The 17,259-nt window shown below is 47.1% G+C and carries 15 protein-coding genes; 8 read left to right on the top strand and 7 right to left on the bottom strand.

Translation table 11 applies throughout. The features are described from left to right. The first annotated feature begins 77 nt into the window (after positions 1-77). Together gpAD87_RS06530 and gpAD87_RS06535 are read left to right on the top strand one after the other, a co-directional pair. The gene (locus gpAD87_RS06530) at positions 78-524 is read left to right on the top strand and encodes a MarR family winged helix-turn-helix transcriptional regulator (protein WP_063563170.1); all 447 of its coding nucleotides are present in this window, start codon (positions 78-80) and stop codon (positions 522-524) included. After that, complete coding sequence (locus tag gpAD87_RS06535; RefSeq protein WP_063563169.1) at positions 521-2,032, top strand: DHA2 family efflux MFS transporter permease subunit; 1,512 nt, start codon at positions 521-523, stop codon at positions 2,030-2,032. The genes gpAD87_RS06530 and gpAD87_RS06535 overlap by 4 nt, the downstream gene beginning before the upstream one ends. Positions 2,033-2,144: 112 nt before the next feature. On the opposite strand, the gene gpAD87_RS06540 is transcribed toward gpAD87_RS06535, so the two are convergent. The 3 genes from gpAD87_RS06540 to gpAD87_RS06550 all read right to left on the bottom strand — a co-directional run bounded on the left by gpAD87_RS06540 (position 2,145) and on the right by gpAD87_RS06550 (position 4,209). After that, positions 2,145-2,489 carry an MGMT family protein gene (locus gpAD87_RS06540; protein ID WP_064636948.1) on the bottom strand — a complete coding sequence of 115 codons (345 nt, stop codon included), beginning with the start codon at positions 2,487-2,489 and terminating at the stop codon, positions 2,145-2,147. A 128-nt stretch (positions 2,490-2,617) separates the two neighbouring features. Next, complete coding sequence (locus gpAD87_RS06545) at positions 2,618-3,346, bottom strand: RluA family pseudouridine synthase (protein WP_064636950.1); 729 nt, start codon at positions 3,344-3,346, stop codon at positions 2,618-2,620. Further along, entirely contained in the window at positions 3,346-4,209 is an 864-nt protein-coding gene (locus tag gpAD87_RS06550; RefSeq protein WP_024630567.1) for a class I SAM-dependent methyltransferase, read from the bottom strand. The genes gpAD87_RS06545 and gpAD87_RS06550 overlap by 1 nt, the downstream gene beginning before the upstream one ends. A 262-nt stretch (positions 4,210-4,471) precedes the next feature. Here gpAD87_RS06550 and gpAD87_RS06555 point away from each other — a divergent pair, with 262 nt between their 5' ends. Genes gpAD87_RS06555 through gpAD87_RS06565 form a run of 3 tightly spaced genes read left to right on the top strand, consistent with a single transcriptional unit; the run spans position 4,472 to position 6,353 of the window. Next, positions 4,472-4,924 (top strand): flavodoxin, encoded by a 453-nt coding sequence (locus tag gpAD87_RS06555; RefSeq protein WP_064636952.1) that lies wholly within the window; start codon positions 4,472-4,474, stop codon positions 4,922-4,924. Positions 4,925-4,930: 6 nt separating this feature from the next. Then, the gene (locus tag gpAD87_RS06560) at positions 4,931-5,734 is read left to right on the top strand and encodes a hypothetical protein (RefSeq protein WP_064636954.1); all 804 of its coding nucleotides are present in this window, start codon (positions 4,931-4,933) and stop codon (positions 5,732-5,734) included. A gap of 52 nt (positions 5,735-5,786) precedes the next feature. Then, positions 5,787-6,353, top strand: a complete 567-nt coding sequence (locus tag gpAD87_RS06565) for a nitroreductase family protein (RefSeq protein WP_064636956.1) — start codon at positions 5,787-5,789, stop codon at positions 6,351-6,353. Between the two features lie 22 nt (positions 6,354-6,375). Here the strand turns inward: gpAD87_RS06565 and gpAD87_RS06570 are convergent, their stop codons facing one another. Both gpAD87_RS06570 and gpAD87_RS31375 read right to left on the bottom strand, forming a co-directional pair. After that, the gene (locus gpAD87_RS06570) at positions 6,376-7,833 is read right to left on the bottom strand and encodes a 4-hydroxyphenylacetate 3-hydroxylase family protein (RefSeq protein WP_064636958.1); all 1,458 of its coding nucleotides are present in this window, start codon (positions 7,831-7,833) and stop codon (positions 6,376-6,378) included. Between the two features lie 203 nt (positions 7,834-8,036). Further along, complete coding sequence (locus gpAD87_RS31375; RefSeq protein WP_072733378.1) at positions 8,037-8,189, bottom strand: DUF1540 domain-containing protein; 153 nt, start codon at positions 8,187-8,189, stop codon at positions 8,037-8,039. A gap of 363 nt (positions 8,190-8,552) precedes the next feature. Here gpAD87_RS31375 and gpAD87_RS06575 point away from each other — a divergent pair, with 363 nt between their 5' ends. Further along, positions 8,553-9,365: an AAA family ATPase gene (locus gpAD87_RS06575; RefSeq protein WP_064636960.1), complete on the top strand. Its 813-nt coding sequence runs from the start codon at positions 8,553-8,555 to the stop codon at positions 9,363-9,365. Between the two features lie 164 nt (positions 9,366-9,529). On the opposite strand, the gene gpAD87_RS06580 is transcribed toward gpAD87_RS06575, so the two are convergent. Continuing rightward, entirely contained in the window at positions 9,530-10,993 is a 1,464-nt protein-coding gene (locus gpAD87_RS06580; protein WP_064636962.1) for a HAMP domain-containing sensor histidine kinase, read from the bottom strand. Then, on the bottom strand, positions 10,978-11,664 hold the full coding sequence (locus tag gpAD87_RS06585; protein ID WP_064636964.1) for a response regulator transcription factor: 687 nt from the start codon (positions 11,662-11,664) through the stop codon (positions 10,978-10,980). The genes gpAD87_RS06580 and gpAD87_RS06585 overlap by 16 nt, the downstream gene beginning before the upstream one ends. 191 nt (positions 11,665-11,855) lie before the next feature. Between gpAD87_RS06585 and gpAD87_RS06590 the strand changes: the two genes are divergently transcribed. Both gpAD87_RS06590 and gpAD87_RS06595 read left to right on the top strand, forming a co-directional pair. Beyond that, positions 11,856-12,575: a YceI family protein gene (locus tag gpAD87_RS06590; protein ID WP_064636966.1), complete on the top strand. Its 720-nt coding sequence runs from the start codon at positions 11,856-11,858 to the stop codon at positions 12,573-12,575. A 242-nt stretch (positions 12,576-12,817) separates the two neighbouring features. Further along, positions 12,818-17,173: a glycosyl hydrolase 53 family protein gene (locus gpAD87_RS06595; protein WP_064636968.1), complete on the top strand. Its 4,356-nt coding sequence runs from the start codon at positions 12,818-12,820 to the stop codon at positions 17,171-17,173. Positions 17,174-17,259 lie beyond the last annotated feature (86 nt).

A 17,259-nucleotide genomic window follows, 5' to 3' on the forward strand; every position in this document is an offset into this window, starting at 1 on the left:
TTTGTTATAATAAGTAATTGTTCCCCTGATATTTCGTGTACGAAATATTATATTCCATAAGTAAAAAGGGTGAATTAATGTCTGACACATACGAAGTATTCTACATTATTAATTCGTTTCGGCAGGTCAATCAACTGCTCTTCCGGGCATTCTGGAATGAAAACAAGGAAATTGAGCTCACTTCGATTCAATTTATGGTGTTATCCATTTTGAAGGAGCGCCCTTCGATCGGTATCAATGAAGTGGCTGATCTCTGTCATATGGGCAGCAGCTCCATGAGCGCTGTGGTGGAGCGTCTGGTCAAGGGTGAGTACATTGTTCGAACGCGATCCGACTCGGACCGTCGATCTGTAAAGCTTCAGATTACGGACAAAGGGGAACAGGCTCAGGAGGAAACACACCGTTTGTGGATGGAGCGAGTGTCACCTATTCTGGATATCCCGAAGGAAGACCTTGAGCACCTGCTAAGAATTCATAATCAAATGATTGAAAAGTTAGAAGGAAGAGAGATGAACAACCAATGAGTACTACTGCAGCAGCAGCGCCATCCTCAGCGATGGACAACATTAGGAAAGGCCCGATTGTGGCCGCATTGTTAATCGGTGCATTCGTCGCCTTCCTAAACCAAACTTTGATGAACGTAGCTCTTCCTAAAATTATGGAGGACCTCGGCATCGGAGCGAACAAAGCACAATGGTTGACTACGGGTTATATGCTCGTCAATGGTGTGTTGATTCCGGTTACGGCGTATCTGATCGCTAAATTCTCCACACGTCAAATTTTTATTACAGCCATGACGCTATTTACATTAGGAACCTTGGTCTGTGGTTTAAGTCCGAACTTTGCTATCCTGATGGTAGGTCGTGTTATTCAAGCGGCAGGTGCAGGTATCCTGATGCCTCTGATGACGGTTGTATTCTTGACGATCTTCCCTATTGAGAAGCGTGGTCAGGCGATGGGTACAATGGGGATCGCGATGATTCTCGCTCCGGCCATTGGACCAACATTGTCAGGTTATGTGGTTGAGCATTATTCCTGGAGACTGTTGTTCTATATCATTTTGCCATTCTCCGTTATTGCAACTGCAATCGGTATTGCGTTTGTCAAAAATGTAACACGTCAATCCAAACCTAAATTGGACTATCCAGGTGTTATTTTATCCACACTCGGTTTTGGTAGCTTGCTGTACGGCTTCAGTGATGCGGGTACAGACGGATGGGGCAGTGCAATTGTAATTGCTTGTCTGGTCGTAGGGGCGTTATCCCTGATTCTGTTCGTGATTAGACAGATGACAACCGATCATCCACTCTTGGAGTTCCGTATTTTCAAATACAACATGTATACATTAACTACGATCATTAACATGCTCGTTACGATGGCGATGTTTGCAGGTATGATTTTGCTTCCGATTTTCCTGCAAAATATTCGTGGATTCTCACCGATTGAATCCGGTTTGCTGATGATGCCGGGCGCCATCTTGATGGGGATTATGTCTCCAATCACAGGTCGCATCTTCGATAAAGTCGGAGCACGCTGGTTGTCCGTAGCCGGTCTTGCAATTACCGCTATCACAACTTGGGGGCTCAGCCGCCTGTCGATCGATACTACTTATGGTTACATGATGTTTATCTACACAGCTCGTATGTTCGGTATGTCGATGTTGATGATGCCAATTCAAACAGCGGGTCTGAATCAGCTGCCACAGCGTCTGAATGCGCATGGTACAGCGATGTCCAACACACTGCGTACGGTTGCGGGTGCGATTGGTACAGCGATTCTCGTTACGATTATGAGTAGCAAGTTGAAATCCCATCTGGCAGATACCTTGGCTACAGGCCAAATCGCTACAGATGATAAGGCTGCAATGCTTCGTGCTACCGCAGATGCAACCATCTACGGGGTAAACTATGCTTTTATTATAGCGACCGCAATGACAGTCGTTGCTCTGGTTCTGGCCTTCTTCATCCGTAAAACAAAACCGGCTACTGAACATGTAACAACTGAGCAACAGAAAGTGAATGCAACAGCATAAATCAACTTAGATTACTGTTATTATTCATTCAATAAAAGTCTTATAGATACAAAAGAGAGTTCAGGCAGATCACACTGCTTGAACTCTCTTTTTGTTATGCCTTGTTTGGACGTTATTCTTCATCTGTCGATAGATCAAGGAGGAAGGTAGGACCAGGATCATGACCGAAGAGTTTGAGGTTGATGCTTCCATCCATCTGGAATTCAACGCCCTCGCTAATGAGCTCCGTCTCCTGCATCAGGCGGGAGTGCTCGTCGGGAATGGCTATCAGACCTTTGGCGTTGACGACGCGGTGCCAGGGAAGGCGCTCCTTCCGGCTCATGGAGTGCAGAATGCGTACAACCTGTCTGGCAGCTCTCGGGCTGCCTGCATGAGCGGCAATCTGTCCATACGTCATGACTTTTCCCTCAGGGATTGCTGCGATGATGGCGACGACCTGTTTCGTAAAAGGTGTCATAGTAGTAGGTCTTCCTTTCCATTGGAGTAAAAAAACCGCGCCATTCAGATAAGGAATCTGGATGACACGGTTTACGGTCAGATTTGACCTGATCCTGTGAATGATTATTTTAAATATATCAATTAATGTTATGCTTTAAAGGCTTTATCATACACATCAGCCGGCCACTCTGCCCATGGGAATACACGGGGAGGCAGGGACTGCAGGATGATTTCTTCCTTCGTTACCGGGTGAGGAAAAGCGGCGATGGCAGACCAGAGAGCAATTTGTTGTCCGGGCTTATTCACACCTGCACCGTACTTCTGATCTCCGAACAGCGGGCAGCCGATTTCTTTCATTTGGACCCGAATCTGATGAGATCTGCCTGTGTGCAACTCAATATGAACCAGACTGTAACGGTCGTTTTCGCCGATGACCCGGTAATCCAAAACAGCATCTTTACCACCAGCTGTACCCTTAGGCACAACGGTGACGGTATTGGTACGCGCATCTTTCAGCAGCGTGTGTTTTAACGTCCCGTGCTGTGCAGGCAGCTTGCCATGTACAACAGCCGCATATATTTTGCGGAAATGACGTCCCCGAACCGTCTCGGATAATCTTGAAGCCGCCTTCGATGTTTTGGCAAAAATCATCGCACCACCAACGGGGCGGTCAAGACGATGTACTAATCCGAGATAAACGTTGCCAGGTTTGTTATAGCGTTCTTTCAAATCCTGTTTCAGCAGTGTAAGCAAATCCGGATCACCTGATGCATCTTCCTGGGTAGGTACATTGACCGGTTTCGTAATGCCTAACAAGTGATTGTCCTCAAACAGAATCGGAATATTTCCCGTTGTTTGCGAATGTTCGGACATCATCAGGACTCCCAGCGGCCCAAGATGCCGCATGGCAGATCCAGACCACTACGGGTAATTGGAAGACCAATTTCACCAGCTGTAATTTGACCGCCGTATTGGGCAGACATCGTCATTGTCAGCATGTTGCGCAGAACGGTAGACGAAATCCCGGTTGTGTAGGAATTGACCAGCATGAATAATGGGTTATCCGACAAAATTTCCATACAGGATTTCAGGAAAGGATAGAGGTTCTCTTCCAGCTTCCATGTCTCTCCGTTAGGGCCCCGGCCATAGGAAGGCGGGTCCATAATAATGGCGTCATACCGATTGCCGCGACGTTGTTCGCGCTGTACGAATTTGAATACATCATCTGTAATGAAACGAACAGGACGATCCGCGAGGCCAGATAATTGAACATTCTCTTTGGCCCACTGTACCATGCCTTTAGCTGCATCCACGTGCACAACTGAAGCTCCCGCATAAGCTGCAGCAACTGTTGCACCGCCTGTATAGGCAAACAGGTTTAGTACAGAGATGGGACGACCTGCTCCTGCGATTTTATCCATCATCCAGCTCCAGTTAGCCGCTTGTTCAGGGAACAGACCGGTATGCTTAAAGCTGGTTGGTTTAATATGAAATTTCAGGTTCTCATATCCGATGGTCCAGCGTTCTGGGATCGGTTTTTTCATATCCCAGCTGCCGCCGCCCGAAGAACTGCGGTGATAATGGCCGTGAACCTGGCGCCATTCATTGGTTTCTTTTTCAAGGGGCCAAATGATCTGTGGATCGGGTCTACGCAAAATCACATCGCCCCAACGCTCCAGCTTTTCGCCGCCTCCTGTATCGATTACTTCATAGTCCTTCCAGTTCTTTGCTACGTACATAATGATTTATCCATCCTTCAAAAGTCATTTGGATACTATTGTACAACAAAAAAGGGCCTGTACGCCAGTTGTGGTAGGCGCCTGAAAGGGTGCAGTGCCTAATATGGTGTTGAATTTGGTCCATCACCATATAATGAAATGGAAACCGATTGAAAATTTAATTTGACAATGATAATCATTATCACATATGATTTTGATAAATTCAAATGTTACTTCTTCAGGAACAGTATGACATGATCAATAAAAAGTGAGGGAAAAATAGATGGCTAAATTGTTAGTGGCTTATGCAAGTATGACAGGAAATACGGAAGAGATTGCGGAACTGATCGTCGAAGGAATTAAACAAGGTGGGCATGAAGTGGATCTCAAGTCCGTAACGGATTGCAATGCAGCTGATGTGCTTGATTATGACGGGTTTCTCATTGGAGTATACACGTGGGGAGACGGTGAACTGCCGGATGAATTCCTCGATTTTTACGAAGAGCTGGATGAGCTAGATCTGAGTGGCAAACGGGCGGCAGTGTTCGGAAGCGGGGATACTTCTTACGAGCAGTACTGCGGAGCCGTTGATCTTGCGGCAGCGAAGCTGGTGGAACGTGGGGCGGAGGTATCTCCAGAGATGCTGAAGATTGAATACAGTCCGATGGAGCAGGAGAAGGATACGTGCCGTGACTTTGGCAAACGTTTTGCTGCTGCCGGATTACAGGTGTCCTAAGGACTCATGTTAAGACATAATGTTCAGGCAGGCCTTCAGCCGGGAATGTCAGACACCCCGGTACGGCTGCTTGAAGATTACAGATTGGAAGAGATGTTGCGCAGCCCGCATCGGTTCATCCGCCCGGAACCGGAGGCTGAACAGCGCTCTCCGCTGCAATGGAGACACCGTGTACAATATGCAGTCAGCCATGCAGTTAATGCTTTTTACAGTATGGACCCAGAAGTGCGCAAAGAGGTGCCTGTACAGTATTTACTCGAAAAGTGGTGGCCTAGAAAGGCAACCGGATTCGAATCAGTACTTCATTACTGGGATGTAAAAAATAAAATTACGGATGAATTATCCCTTGCAATTGCCATGAACGATGATCTGAAGCATCCGACCATTCTGTTTGAACAATGGCGAACGGAGCTTCCTACCTTGTCGATGCATCTGTCCATGATCTTCCAGGCGGCCTGGCAGCCAGAGGGCTGGGATTCGCTGCTCATCCAAAAATATATGGTTGTCCATGATCCAAACGTGGTTGAGGCGTTCCAGCATATGGTGAGCGCGTTCTGCTGGGAAGCATTTGGCAAGCTGCCAGGTATGATCGAAATCTATTGTTTGCTTGAAGGTCGCAAGATTCGATATATCCCGGGACGTCAATCGCTTGTCCGTTCGATGGATTATATTCGACTGATTCGTGACAGTATTCCGAGCGCAGAGAAGGTGGAATCTGATCAATTTACGGTTCAGGACAAAGCCAGAGTGCATGAAGAGGTCGATCGGTGGAGAAGTGAGACTGAACCGAAAAAAAACTGGTTGATGTAAAGAATGACAAGGGATGTTGTGATATATCGTGCAGATTAAGGAGGGATGAGCCATGTCTACCGGTTTGAGACAAGATGCAGCAAGCGGCAAGAAACGTACAGGAACTTGTGAATTCAGCCCGTTGCCTGTACCACAGTCGGTTATAAGACGGTTGCTGGATGAAGCAGATCCATCTTTATATGTGATGAGTTCAGAGCCTTGGCGGTTTATGTTGTTCGCCAATGAAGGACGTCAACTGTATCTGGAGGCGGTCAGACAGAGTTACCCACCACATTTGGCAGATCGTTACGGAGACTGGGCTACATATCAATATACAGAAGCTATTCCGGCACATCTGGTTGTTGTCGCCCCTTCAAGTGCCAGGGAGGACCTTTTATTGCCTGCAAAAGCCTGGAGCAAACGTTTTTGCATCCTGGCAGCGGAACAAGGTTTGAATGCCGTCTGGAAGATCAATGATTATCAACAGCATCCCGTGTTTATGAATTTGATGGGTTTAACGCGTGAGGAAAAGGTATTGGGTGTATTCCACATCGGTTACGGAGACCAGTCTGCACTTCGGGACACCGACGCAGGCAGACCAGCCTCTGAACTGATGACGGTCTACGACCATCTGGTTTAAACGAGGGGATCATCCCTCATTCTTATTTGCTGGTCTTGGCAATAAAATTACGTACGAGTTGACGATACGATTGATCTGCTGAGCTTGCTGAATACAACCGATTCGACACAGTGATCGTGTTACCAAAAAAGAACCGTTCGAACTGGGTCTGTCTGCCTCCGAATGATCCTGCTCCAAGCTCCCAGATTAGGCGGAACAATGCTGTGCGTTCCTGAGATACCATGTCGGTTCCTCTCAGGTACGTATCCAGATGCGGCGCGATTTCGGAGCGGAATTCTTCCTCCTGAGGCACCATAATTACGCCGCTGGAACCCAAGAGCTGCAAAATTTCAATCATCTCTGGATACAGTTTGGGAAATAAAAGGTTTGCTGCCATTAACGGTTTGGGGGCAGGTATTATAAATCCGCGTCCATCTGCCATAGCACCGGCTTCTGCTGCCAGAGCCAGTGCTTTTAACGTTTCAAGACCGGCGAGCACCCTGGCTGTTTTCTCTACCACATGCGTTTCAGCAGCTTGGTCGAGCGTGTCAGCGAGTAACTGAATGGTGCCCAGAACAAATTCCGTTTTGGCAATATACCGGCATACGACCTGATGTCCTGCATGAATGTGAAAATGGCTTCCGCTAAAGAGGCGGCCAGACATTTCCTCATTACCGGCGAAGAATATCCGTTCATGAGGAACAAGCACATGATCAAAAATGACGATGTTGTCCATCTCTTCATATCTGGAACTGAGTGGATAGTTGAAATTAGATTCGGCTGCGTAGGTATCCCGGCAGATCAGACTAATTCCAGGCAGGTCATTCGGTACAGCAAAGGCAAAAGCGAACGGATTTTCATCTTCGAACGGTGCCGGTGAAGGGGAAGGATACACCAGGATTTCGTCTGACGTGGCGGCCTGAGTGGCCATCATGAATGCACCATTGATAATCAGACCTTCTTCAGTGCGATCAACCACTTTGGCGGCAATGGCATCTTCGGTCGCGTCCAATAGTCCCGAAATTTTACTGGCATGAGGCTGGATAAAGGCATGGGAGAGGGTAATATCATTATCCCGGCAGTAGGCATAGTAGTTTCTCAAATTTTCGGCGTATTGTGGCGATACTTCTTCAAGGATATCTGCCCCAGTATAAAAGGCCATAATTGCTGTGTTCATATAATCGGGTGATCGTCCCAAAAAACCATGGTGAGTCCCTGACCAAATATTCATTGCTTCTCGGCGTCTGCGCAAGTCATCCACACTGGTTGGAGGCAGAAAGGACATACCTACTGGTTTTCCGTCAGCAGGAGATGCATAAGTCATCGTATCGATTAAATGTGGATCAGACTGAAGATCGTACAACTTCGCTTGTGTTTCCATCAAACCTGCAAACGCAAAATGTTCAGAACGTTTTCCGGTAATAAGCTCCCCTTTGTACCAGCAGGGGACTGTCTGGGCATCGATACGTTCGATATACTGTTTGCCACTTTTTACGGGCATCGTTACTCACCTCTATGATCTATTCGTTCATGGGCAGTTTGACTGCTCTCGTAGTGTACGTTAATAGGCAGTCCAATGTGCATGAAGAGAGAGGAGTTCAGATTTTGCAGAAAAGAGCTTGATAATAATTATCATTCTTGTTACAATAGAAAAAGAAAAAGGAACCGCGAAGGCTCCTTTAACTTGAACAAACTGAATTTTTATTATTTTACTTCAAATGTTTTGCAATCCGTTTCAGCGGATTCACTTACTTTTTTGGAACTGTGACTCACGATGTAGATTGAAGATGCGTTGCATTTGTTCTCTTGAGCCCAGTGACGACATGAATTAACCTCACATAATACGTCTTTTGCCATGATTGATAACCTCGCTTTGATTGGATTACATTCGTTGGTATAAAAGTACTTCCGGAAATGGCAAGTTGCCGCTTGCAAATCTGGAAAAATTTTGTGCTCTCTCGAGTAAATAGAGGGCTTTTTTGCGTTATACACAACGATGCATATTTAGAATAGCAAATTTTGCTTCCGCTTGCAACAAATTGGACGAGACCTTACGCAAAATGATGGACAAGTCACGGAAACTTTGCAAAGAGGCCGTCTTATGTTATTATTTAATAGTAATAATTACGATTAAAAGATCGTTAAATATGGATGAGAATGAATCGATACGATTTAACTTGGATGATCCCCTGAGACATAGAAGAAGGAGAACGATCAACGATGAGCAAAACCAACCATGTAAACCGGATACCCCGAGCGAAAGGCATCGATATGGCCGCTTTTTATTCACCGAAAGAGTGTGGATGCAAGGCAAAGCATATTGTATTCTCCGCAGACAATGAACGGGTTGTGGAGGAGTTTATTACCATTCTCGGTATGAAAGATCAGTTTGCAGAACATGATGTGCCAATGCCGAACAAAATGGTAATGTTTGGTCCTCCGGGTACAGGCAAAACCTTAACGGCTTTCCATCTTGCACACCGACTTCAGCTTCCGCTTGTCCTTGTAAGACTCGATGCTATTATTCATAGCCACCTTGGGGAGACGGGAAGCAATGTCCGTAAAATATTCGAATATGCACGGGCTAACCCCTGTGTGCTATTTCTAGATGAATTTGATGCCGTAGGTCGTACACGTGAAAGTAATGATGAGGTTAAAGAAATGGCTCGTGTCGTCAATACATTGTTGCAGTGTCTTGATGAATTTGATGGTGACAGCATTCTGGTTGCCGCTACGAATCTGGAGACACAGCTAGATCATGCGATATGGCGGCGATTTGATACCAAAATGACTTATGGGATGCCGGATGACTCGAGCCGTAGATTGTATATTAGCAAGCTGATGGGGCAGTTTGCGCAGGAGAGCCGACTGGAAGAATTCACGTGTGAACGCCTCACAGGATGCAGTTATGCGGATGTAGAGCAGATTGTCTTGAAGGCTAAGCGAAAAGCCATTATTGCCAGCAGCCCATTACATGAGCAATTCATTAATGACGCTTATGCAGAATATATGCCGCGGGTACTGACCACATAGCATGTATATGAATATCAGCGACCACTGTCACATAATGAATAGCCCGGTTCCTATGAAGGAATGTCGGGCTATTCGATATTTCAGCAAGCTGAATGGCCGTTTGTTCTTGGTTATTTGGCGGCAAATGAAGAAAGCTAGATATGACATGCAGACATCGTGTCCTGCTAAGCGTTAGCCGTTGCGCGGTAAGATGGTTCTGTCTCTGTTTTTTCAGGACCAGACCATCGTGGCATGGTTATGGTGAAAAGGCTGCCTTCAGGACTGCTGGAGGTCAGGGATAGCTCCCCTCCTTGGGCTTGAGCAAGCAAGCGGCTATAGGTCAGTCCCAGACCTAGCCCACGGGTACGGCGTTTTTTGATCTCGCCACGGTAGAAACGTTCGAAGATCTTGGGTTGATCGTCTTTGGTGATACCCGTACCGTTATCCTGTACATCAACAAACAGGTTGTCCTCCTCCGCACGTAAACGGATATGAAAGACGGCAGCTTGGTCGGAAGCGGCTGCTTGCAGTCCGTTATTGAGCAGGTTGACAATGATCTGCTGAATCCGAAGGGTATCACCGATGGTATAGAGCGTACCCGAAGGTGTATGCAATTCAATCTGGGGAGACTTGTCCTCATAAGCGATTTTCCACTGATAGATAATCTCACCCACCAGCAAATTCAGATCTATGCGTTCCCGACGAACAGCAACACTTCCAGCGCTCATCGCATTGTAATCAAGCAGGTCAGCGACCATACGTTCCATACGTTCGGATTCTTTGAGTGCGATGTCCAGAAATTCCTTTGCTTCCTCCGGACTAACGATATCATCCCGGACAGCCATCACGAGTCCTTTAATGGACGTTACCGGTGTTTTCAATTCATGGGTTACCCCAGCAAGTGACAGGGCACGCCATTCCTCCAATTGTTGCAAACGAATGGACATCTCGCGAAAAGATTCAACGAGTTCATTCATCTCCCGTTCCCGTGTATTCAGATCCAAATTGACTTCATAGTTTCCGTTTCGAATCTGCTCCGCGGCGTGGGCGACCTGGCGAATAGGCTTGGAGAGCTTGCGGGACAGGAGGTAGATTGTAAACCAACCACACAGAATTAAAGCAACGAACAGGATGCACACCACCAGCATCGTTTCCGGATTGTATGCAATGGACTTTTTGGATTGCATGACCCACACTTTACCGAGCGTCTGATCGTCACCTGTGACGTTAACCGTCACCCCGGCGAATTTTTTGTTTCTTGGTTCGCGTAGATCGTCAGACAGCCTATTATACACATCCTGCTGTGTCATTTTCGGTTTGGAATAGATCAATTGATTATTGTTGTCGAGCACCATAATACAAAAGTAATTATCTGTATTGAAAAGCTTGGTTCGCTTGTCCACGAGCCTGTCCAGATCCGGGGGAATATGAAGTTTGTTTTCTGCTCCCGTTACCTTTTCGGCGATTTCCAACCCTAGCAGCTGGGCCGTTTTGAGACCTTTCTCAATGGAAGTGGTTCTGATCCAGTAGAGTGCCCCTGCAACAATAATGGTGAAACCGATGCAGAGGATTAGAAAATATCGAAGCGTCCAGTAGGACAGAATGGATGTTTTACGTTTCGGTGTATTTCGTTTTAGTTGGCGATCCAAAATTGATACCCCATTCCCCGTAAAGTCCGGATTTCTCCCGTTTCCGGTAGCCAGTGGGATAACGCCTGACGCAGCCGTTTAATCGACAAGTCCACAGCCCGGTCACTTCCGTCATAGTCCATGCCCCATACCTGTTCAATCAGATGGTCCCGGGTAAATGTGCGGTTGGGGTATTCCGATAGAAACAGGAGCAGGGACAAATCACGTGGTGTCAGTGCAACCTCGGCGCCGTTCAAAAGTACCTGTTTGGCAGCCAGGTCAATGACCAGATTGCCAAAGTAACGTTTGCCCTCACCTTCGGCTGTCCAGTGTGGGTTGCGGCGAAGCACAGCATTGACTCTGGCGACCACTTCCTCGGGCACAAAGGGTTTGCTCATATAATCGTCAGCACCGGCATTCAGCCCGTTAAGACGGTCCTGAATATCATCCAGTGCGGTTAACATGATGACGGGACAAGCACTTTTTTCGCGGATGATTCGTAGCAGATCCCAACCGTCCATTCCGGGCAGCATCACATCAAGCAATACCAAGGAAGGCACATCCGAATCAAATTGAGTTAAAGCAGTGGGTCCATCCGCTGCATGACGAACGTCGAATCCCGCTTTTCGAAGATAGGCAGCCAGCACACGGGCGATAGCTTGTTCATCTTCGACGATGAGTATGGATTTCAAGAAGGTGTCTCCTTTCACTTCAGAAGCTTGTGTACTGATTTTACATGAGCGGAAGCACAATGCCAATGAGGCAATTATTTTCAGAAAAAAATGCGTTGTACATCATTTCTTGACGTCATCTTGACACATTGGGCTGGTAAGATGCTGATAAATAACCAACTTATACAGTTACCCATTGGAGGAAAATAGAGATGAATAAAAAGACAAAAACATGGATGATCTCAGGCGCGGCAGCAATCGTCATTCTTGGAGGCGGAGGGTACTATTTCGCGAACAGTTACTTGGGCAACAACGTTGAGATTGAACAGGTACTTCCTGTCAGCATCGCCGCGTCCACTACGGAAGCCGGATCGGACAGTGGTATAAGCGTGTCCAACGATGCAGCAGGAGCAGAGCAGTTGAATGGAGACTGGAGCATCAGCGAAGGTTCGAAAGTATATTTCTCGGTAACGACATCCCAGGAGACGGTCAATTTTGCGGACGAGCAGGTTAGTGGGAACTTGACCCTTAATGTAGACGATGCGTCCCAGATGAAAGCAGATGGACAGATCGAGATGAGTGCAATAGACTCGGGCAACAGTCAGCGGGATAATCATGTGAAGGGGGCTGATTTCTTCGATGCAAGCACTTATCCACAAGCTACATTTAAGGCTACCTCATTTGAAGGTGTACCCACGGAATGGCCGGCAGGGCAGACCGTAGACTTTAAAATGAACGGAACCCTAACGGTAAAAGGGATTGAGAAAGAGGTTACGTTTGACGTAAAAGCTGCTTACGAAAATGACCAGGTGTTGTTGTCCGCCACAACGATGATTACCTTTGAAGATTTTGGTATGGAGAATCCACATTCGGTGGTCCTTTCTACTGAAAATGACATTCAGGTTCAACTGGAGCTGAAGCTCAGCAAGTAAGCATATAGTAAAGCTAAAATCTGTTCCAATTTGCCTAATCAGGCAGAGGGACAGATTTTTTTTGTTAGGAATGGGAATCAATCCACAGTGAGCAAGGAATTACCATTCGATGTGTTAAAATAACTGCTGTTTCCTTGGCATAATACCGTGTCCTCGTTTGATGTAAAGCGCTTACAATGATAATGATTTACAACATTCATTGTTCAAAGGTGATCAAACAAATGATAAGGGGGAGATCAAGCGTGCACAAAAGATACATAAGCGGCTGTCTCGTATTACTGATGTTGTTCTGTGATTTGGGTCTGGTAGTTCGGCCCGCAGCGGCAGCAGCGAAAGTAAACGTTGCGCTGAATAAGGCCGTTACGGTCAGCTCAGAGGATCTACAATGGGGGGGCAATAAAGAAAAAGCGGTGGATGGCAAAGGAGATACGTATTGGAGTGCAAACACTGGAACTACGGCTGATCAGCCACAATGGGTGATGATTGACTTGCTCAGCGCCCACCGATTAACCGGAGCCGAAGTATTGTGGAAGGATGACGTTATTGTTCAATTTGTCGTTGAGACATCCATGGACCAGACGAATTGGACCGTTGTAGCTGATTACAGTAATAATGCCACGGCTAAACAAAAGGTCGATCTTGATTTTCAGGAAGAGGGGGTCCGTTATGTCAGAGTCAAGATTCCTTTCTACGGTGAATCAGGAAAATGGTCAGCTATATCCGAGCTTCAAATCTGGGGAGAGGAAGAGGGTCGTGACCCGGCAGGAATCGCAAGTTATGATGCAGTCAACGTAACAACCGTAAGCCGGAGTGCCCCAGTTCTGCCTAATGAAGTCATGGCACATTACGGGAACGGGAAATCGGGCCTTGTCCCGGTTGCATGGGAGGAAATTAATCTTTCAAAATATGCATCAGCAGGCAGCTTTACCGTTACAGGTGATGTATATGGAGCTCCCATTCAACCTGTAGCTACCGTTACGGTAGAAGGATATCGTAGTGATTTTGTCAGAGGGGTGGATATTTCCACGTTAACAGCCATTGAGGATAATAAAGGTTATTATCTGGACAGCAATGGAGCTGAGCGCGATCTGCTCGATATTCTCAAAGATCGTGGCGTGAACTATGTGCGGCTTCGTCTGTGGAATGATCCACAGAAATCCAATGGGTACAACGACAAAGAAGATGTGATTCGTCTGGCCAAGCGGGTAAAAGAGAAAGGCATGAAGATCCTGCTCGACTTCCATTATTCCGATGAATGGGCGCATCCCGGTCAACAGCTTCGTCCGAAGGCCTGGGAAAACCTTTCATTTGATGAACTGAAGACAGCTGTGTATGATTACACGCGTGAAGTGGTAGGCGAGATGAAGGATGCGGGCGCGATGCCCGACATGGTTCAGATCGGTAATGAAATCAACAGTGGCGTGTTAAACGGATTGAAGAGTAACGTCAATTTTGATGAAAATGTAGCTTTGCTTCAGCGCGGTGTGGACGGCGTACGCGATGTCCCTGGAGGAGATCAAGTCAAAATTATGATCCATCTGGCTGAAGGGGGCAAAGCGGATACATTTGACTGGTACTTCGGCGAATTGCAGAAAAAGGGGCTGCAGTACGATATTATCGGGCTGTCCTATTATCCATTCTGGCACGGAACATTCGCAGATGTGCGCAAAACGATGAATGAGGTATCCGCGAAATATGGAAAAGAAGTCATTATTGCTGAAACGTCATATCCATTCTCGTATAAAAACGGGGACGCTCACGGCAATATTATTGGCAACCCGGAAACGCTGAATGTGGGAGGTGCTACCTTCCCGGCAACCGTGCAGGGACAATACGATGCGATTGCAGGCATCATGGACATGATCTCACAAGTTCCGGATCAGAAGGGAGCGGGTTTCTTCTATTGGGAGCCTGCATGGATTGCGGCCAATGTAGGCTGGATTGCTTCCGAGGGAGACGCATGGGAGAATCACGCCATGTTTGATTATGACGAATATCCGGCGAATGGCGGTTACTCGTATGAAGGGCGTGCCCTGCCATCGCTGGATGTGTACAAACGTGGTTTAGACATTCTGCCCGCAGATCGGAAAGATTTGTCGGCAGCCATTACGCGTGCAAAGGCGCTGGTATCCAGTGATTTTACACCTGAAAGCTGGACCACACTCGCTCCGGCCATTGCGGCAGCCGAGCATACGTACAAATTGGCGTATACATCTGGTGTGACACAACAGGATACGGACGCTGCGACTGCCACTCTTCATGAGGTTATGCAGCAGCTTGATGTTATAGCGGCGAATCGGAACGCTCTCGAGGAGATTATTACCGAAGCCAAAACATATAAGCAAGCAGATTGGTCTGCTGCAACCTGGGCTGTTCTGACTAAGTCTCTTACTCGTGCAGAACAGATCATGGCAGATCTAAGAGCCACTCAGACCGAGGTGAATACAGCAGCAAAACAAGTGGAAGCAGCAATTCAGGGGTTGTCCAATGTAGACAAAACTGAGCTGACACAGTTCATCGGTGAAACCCAGCAGCTGACCGAATCTTCATATACACAGCGAAGCTGGGCAAACCTGAAAGCGGCATTGTTATCGGCAATCACGGTCAGAGACAAGCAGGATGCCATACAATCGGAAGTGCAGGAGGCTCTGACAATACTTCAGAAAGCCAATAACAACCTTGTTTTGCTGGAGGCATTAACAACAGGTAAAACAGCTACCGCATCAAGCAGTGCCGGTACAGGTGGTGGAAAAGACAACTCGCCTGGGGGAGCGATTGACAGTGACCCCACTACTTCATGGGGAACAGACCAAAGTGTGGATAGTTGGTGGCAAGTGGATCTGGGGGCGACCGCTGTGATCCGTAAGTTGGAAATGTCCATGTGGAGTGGAGGCATTAAATACAAGATCGAAGTATCCAATGATAACAAGAATTTTGTCAAAGTCGTAGATACAACAAGTGATGTGGTTGTATCCACCAGTCCAAGACATATCCTGCCCGCAGGCACGGAGGCGCGTTATATTAAACTGACCATTACCGCTGGTTCTCAGTGGGTAGGCTTTATGGATTTTGAAGCTTATGGCATGTTCCCGGCGGACAAATCTGCCTTGGGAACTACAGTGGATTCCGCTGCGAAGCTGCATCAAAATGATTATACGGCCGCAAGCTGGAATGTGTTTGCACAGGCATTGTCGTTTGCCCGTGTGCTTATGGATGATACAGAAGCCAGTGCACAGGAAATCAGTGCTGCAGATAACGCGTTGAAAGAGGCGGTTAGTCAGCTTGTACGGCAAGAGTCGACTACGGGTCAGCCGTCACAGCCCGGTCAACCTGCACAGCCTTCCACGCCTGGATCATCGCAGAATCCCGGCAATTCTTCTGTAACGCCACCTGTTGAATCCGGTAATCCAGGAGAAAGTGGTTCCATTACATTCAAAGGTACAAGTACCGGAGCGGGCTCCTATGTGATTCAACCTGATATGAAGCAGTTGTCTCAAACGATTGACGGAATGGGAGCAGGCAGCAAAAAGCTCACCTTGATTGCAGATGTTCCTAAGGATACAAAGGCTGCGACCTTCCGGCTCAATGCAAACCAACTTCAGGAATGGGCACGTACTCAGGCATTACAGTCGCTGGAGCTGATCATGAAGCAGACATCTGTCCGCATCCCGTTAAGTGTATTGAAGGATGCTCGTAATGAAGATGGAGTTACAATGGATGTCATTCTGGTCGAAGACTCCACAGCCAATCTGTCTGAAGCGCAAAAGAAAGCCATCGGTAACCGCAACGTGGTCAGTGTGGATCTATTGTTGAACGGGCAGCCGTTACAGTGGACTGATAGATCCATTGAAATTGCGATGTCGAATGTTCAACATTCAAATGCAGAAGACGTTGTACTGGTTATCCAATCCCTTTTGGCAAATGGTGAAATGAAACCAGTAACCTTTACTCAATATGATGAAATGACCCAAAGTCTGGCTTTCAAGCCGCTTCAATCAGGCCGTTTCGTGATTACTGAAGTGCAGGTGCCGTTGAATGACTTACAATCCTACTCCTGGGCCATTAAAGAGGTTCAGAATTTGTATGGCAAAGGAATCATTTCAGGCATGACAGATACCCGATTCAGTCCGCAAGCAGAGCTGACACGAGCACAATTTCTGCAAATGATCATGAAGGGGATTGGCGAATCACGTTTGCCGGATACATCCACTTCAGCTCTAACGGATGTGAAGAATGATCAGTGGTATACAGATTCCGTACGCCTTGGTCTGGAGATGGGAATCGTGCAAGGCAGAGCAGACGGATCGTTTGCAGCCAATGAACGTATCACCCGCGAGGACATGGCGGTGATGTTAAACCGTGCGATACAGGTCATGAAGCAGAACACCAGTACAGCCGTTGATTCAACACCCAACAGCACCACATTTAATGACAACGCAGATATCGCTGAATATGCAAAACAAGCTGTTGCATCCATGCAGGAGCAAGGTCTACTTAGAGGAATGGCGGATGGCACGTTTGCGCCAAAACAGCATGCCAACCGAGCACAGGGGGCGGTCGCTGTAGCCAGAATGATGGAGCAGATTTATAAATTCTAAGTGTATATATGATATAGGGATCGGGTCTTTCTGGCTCGATCCCTATGTTTATGGATTTCAATTAAAATGGTAGACAGTTAGTAATC

Origin of the sequence: Paenibacillus sp. AD87 (assembly GCF_001659845.1) — a bacterium.
Taxonomy (GTDB): Bacteria; Bacillota; Bacilli; order Paenibacillales; family Paenibacillaceae; genus Paenibacillus; species Paenibacillus marchantiae.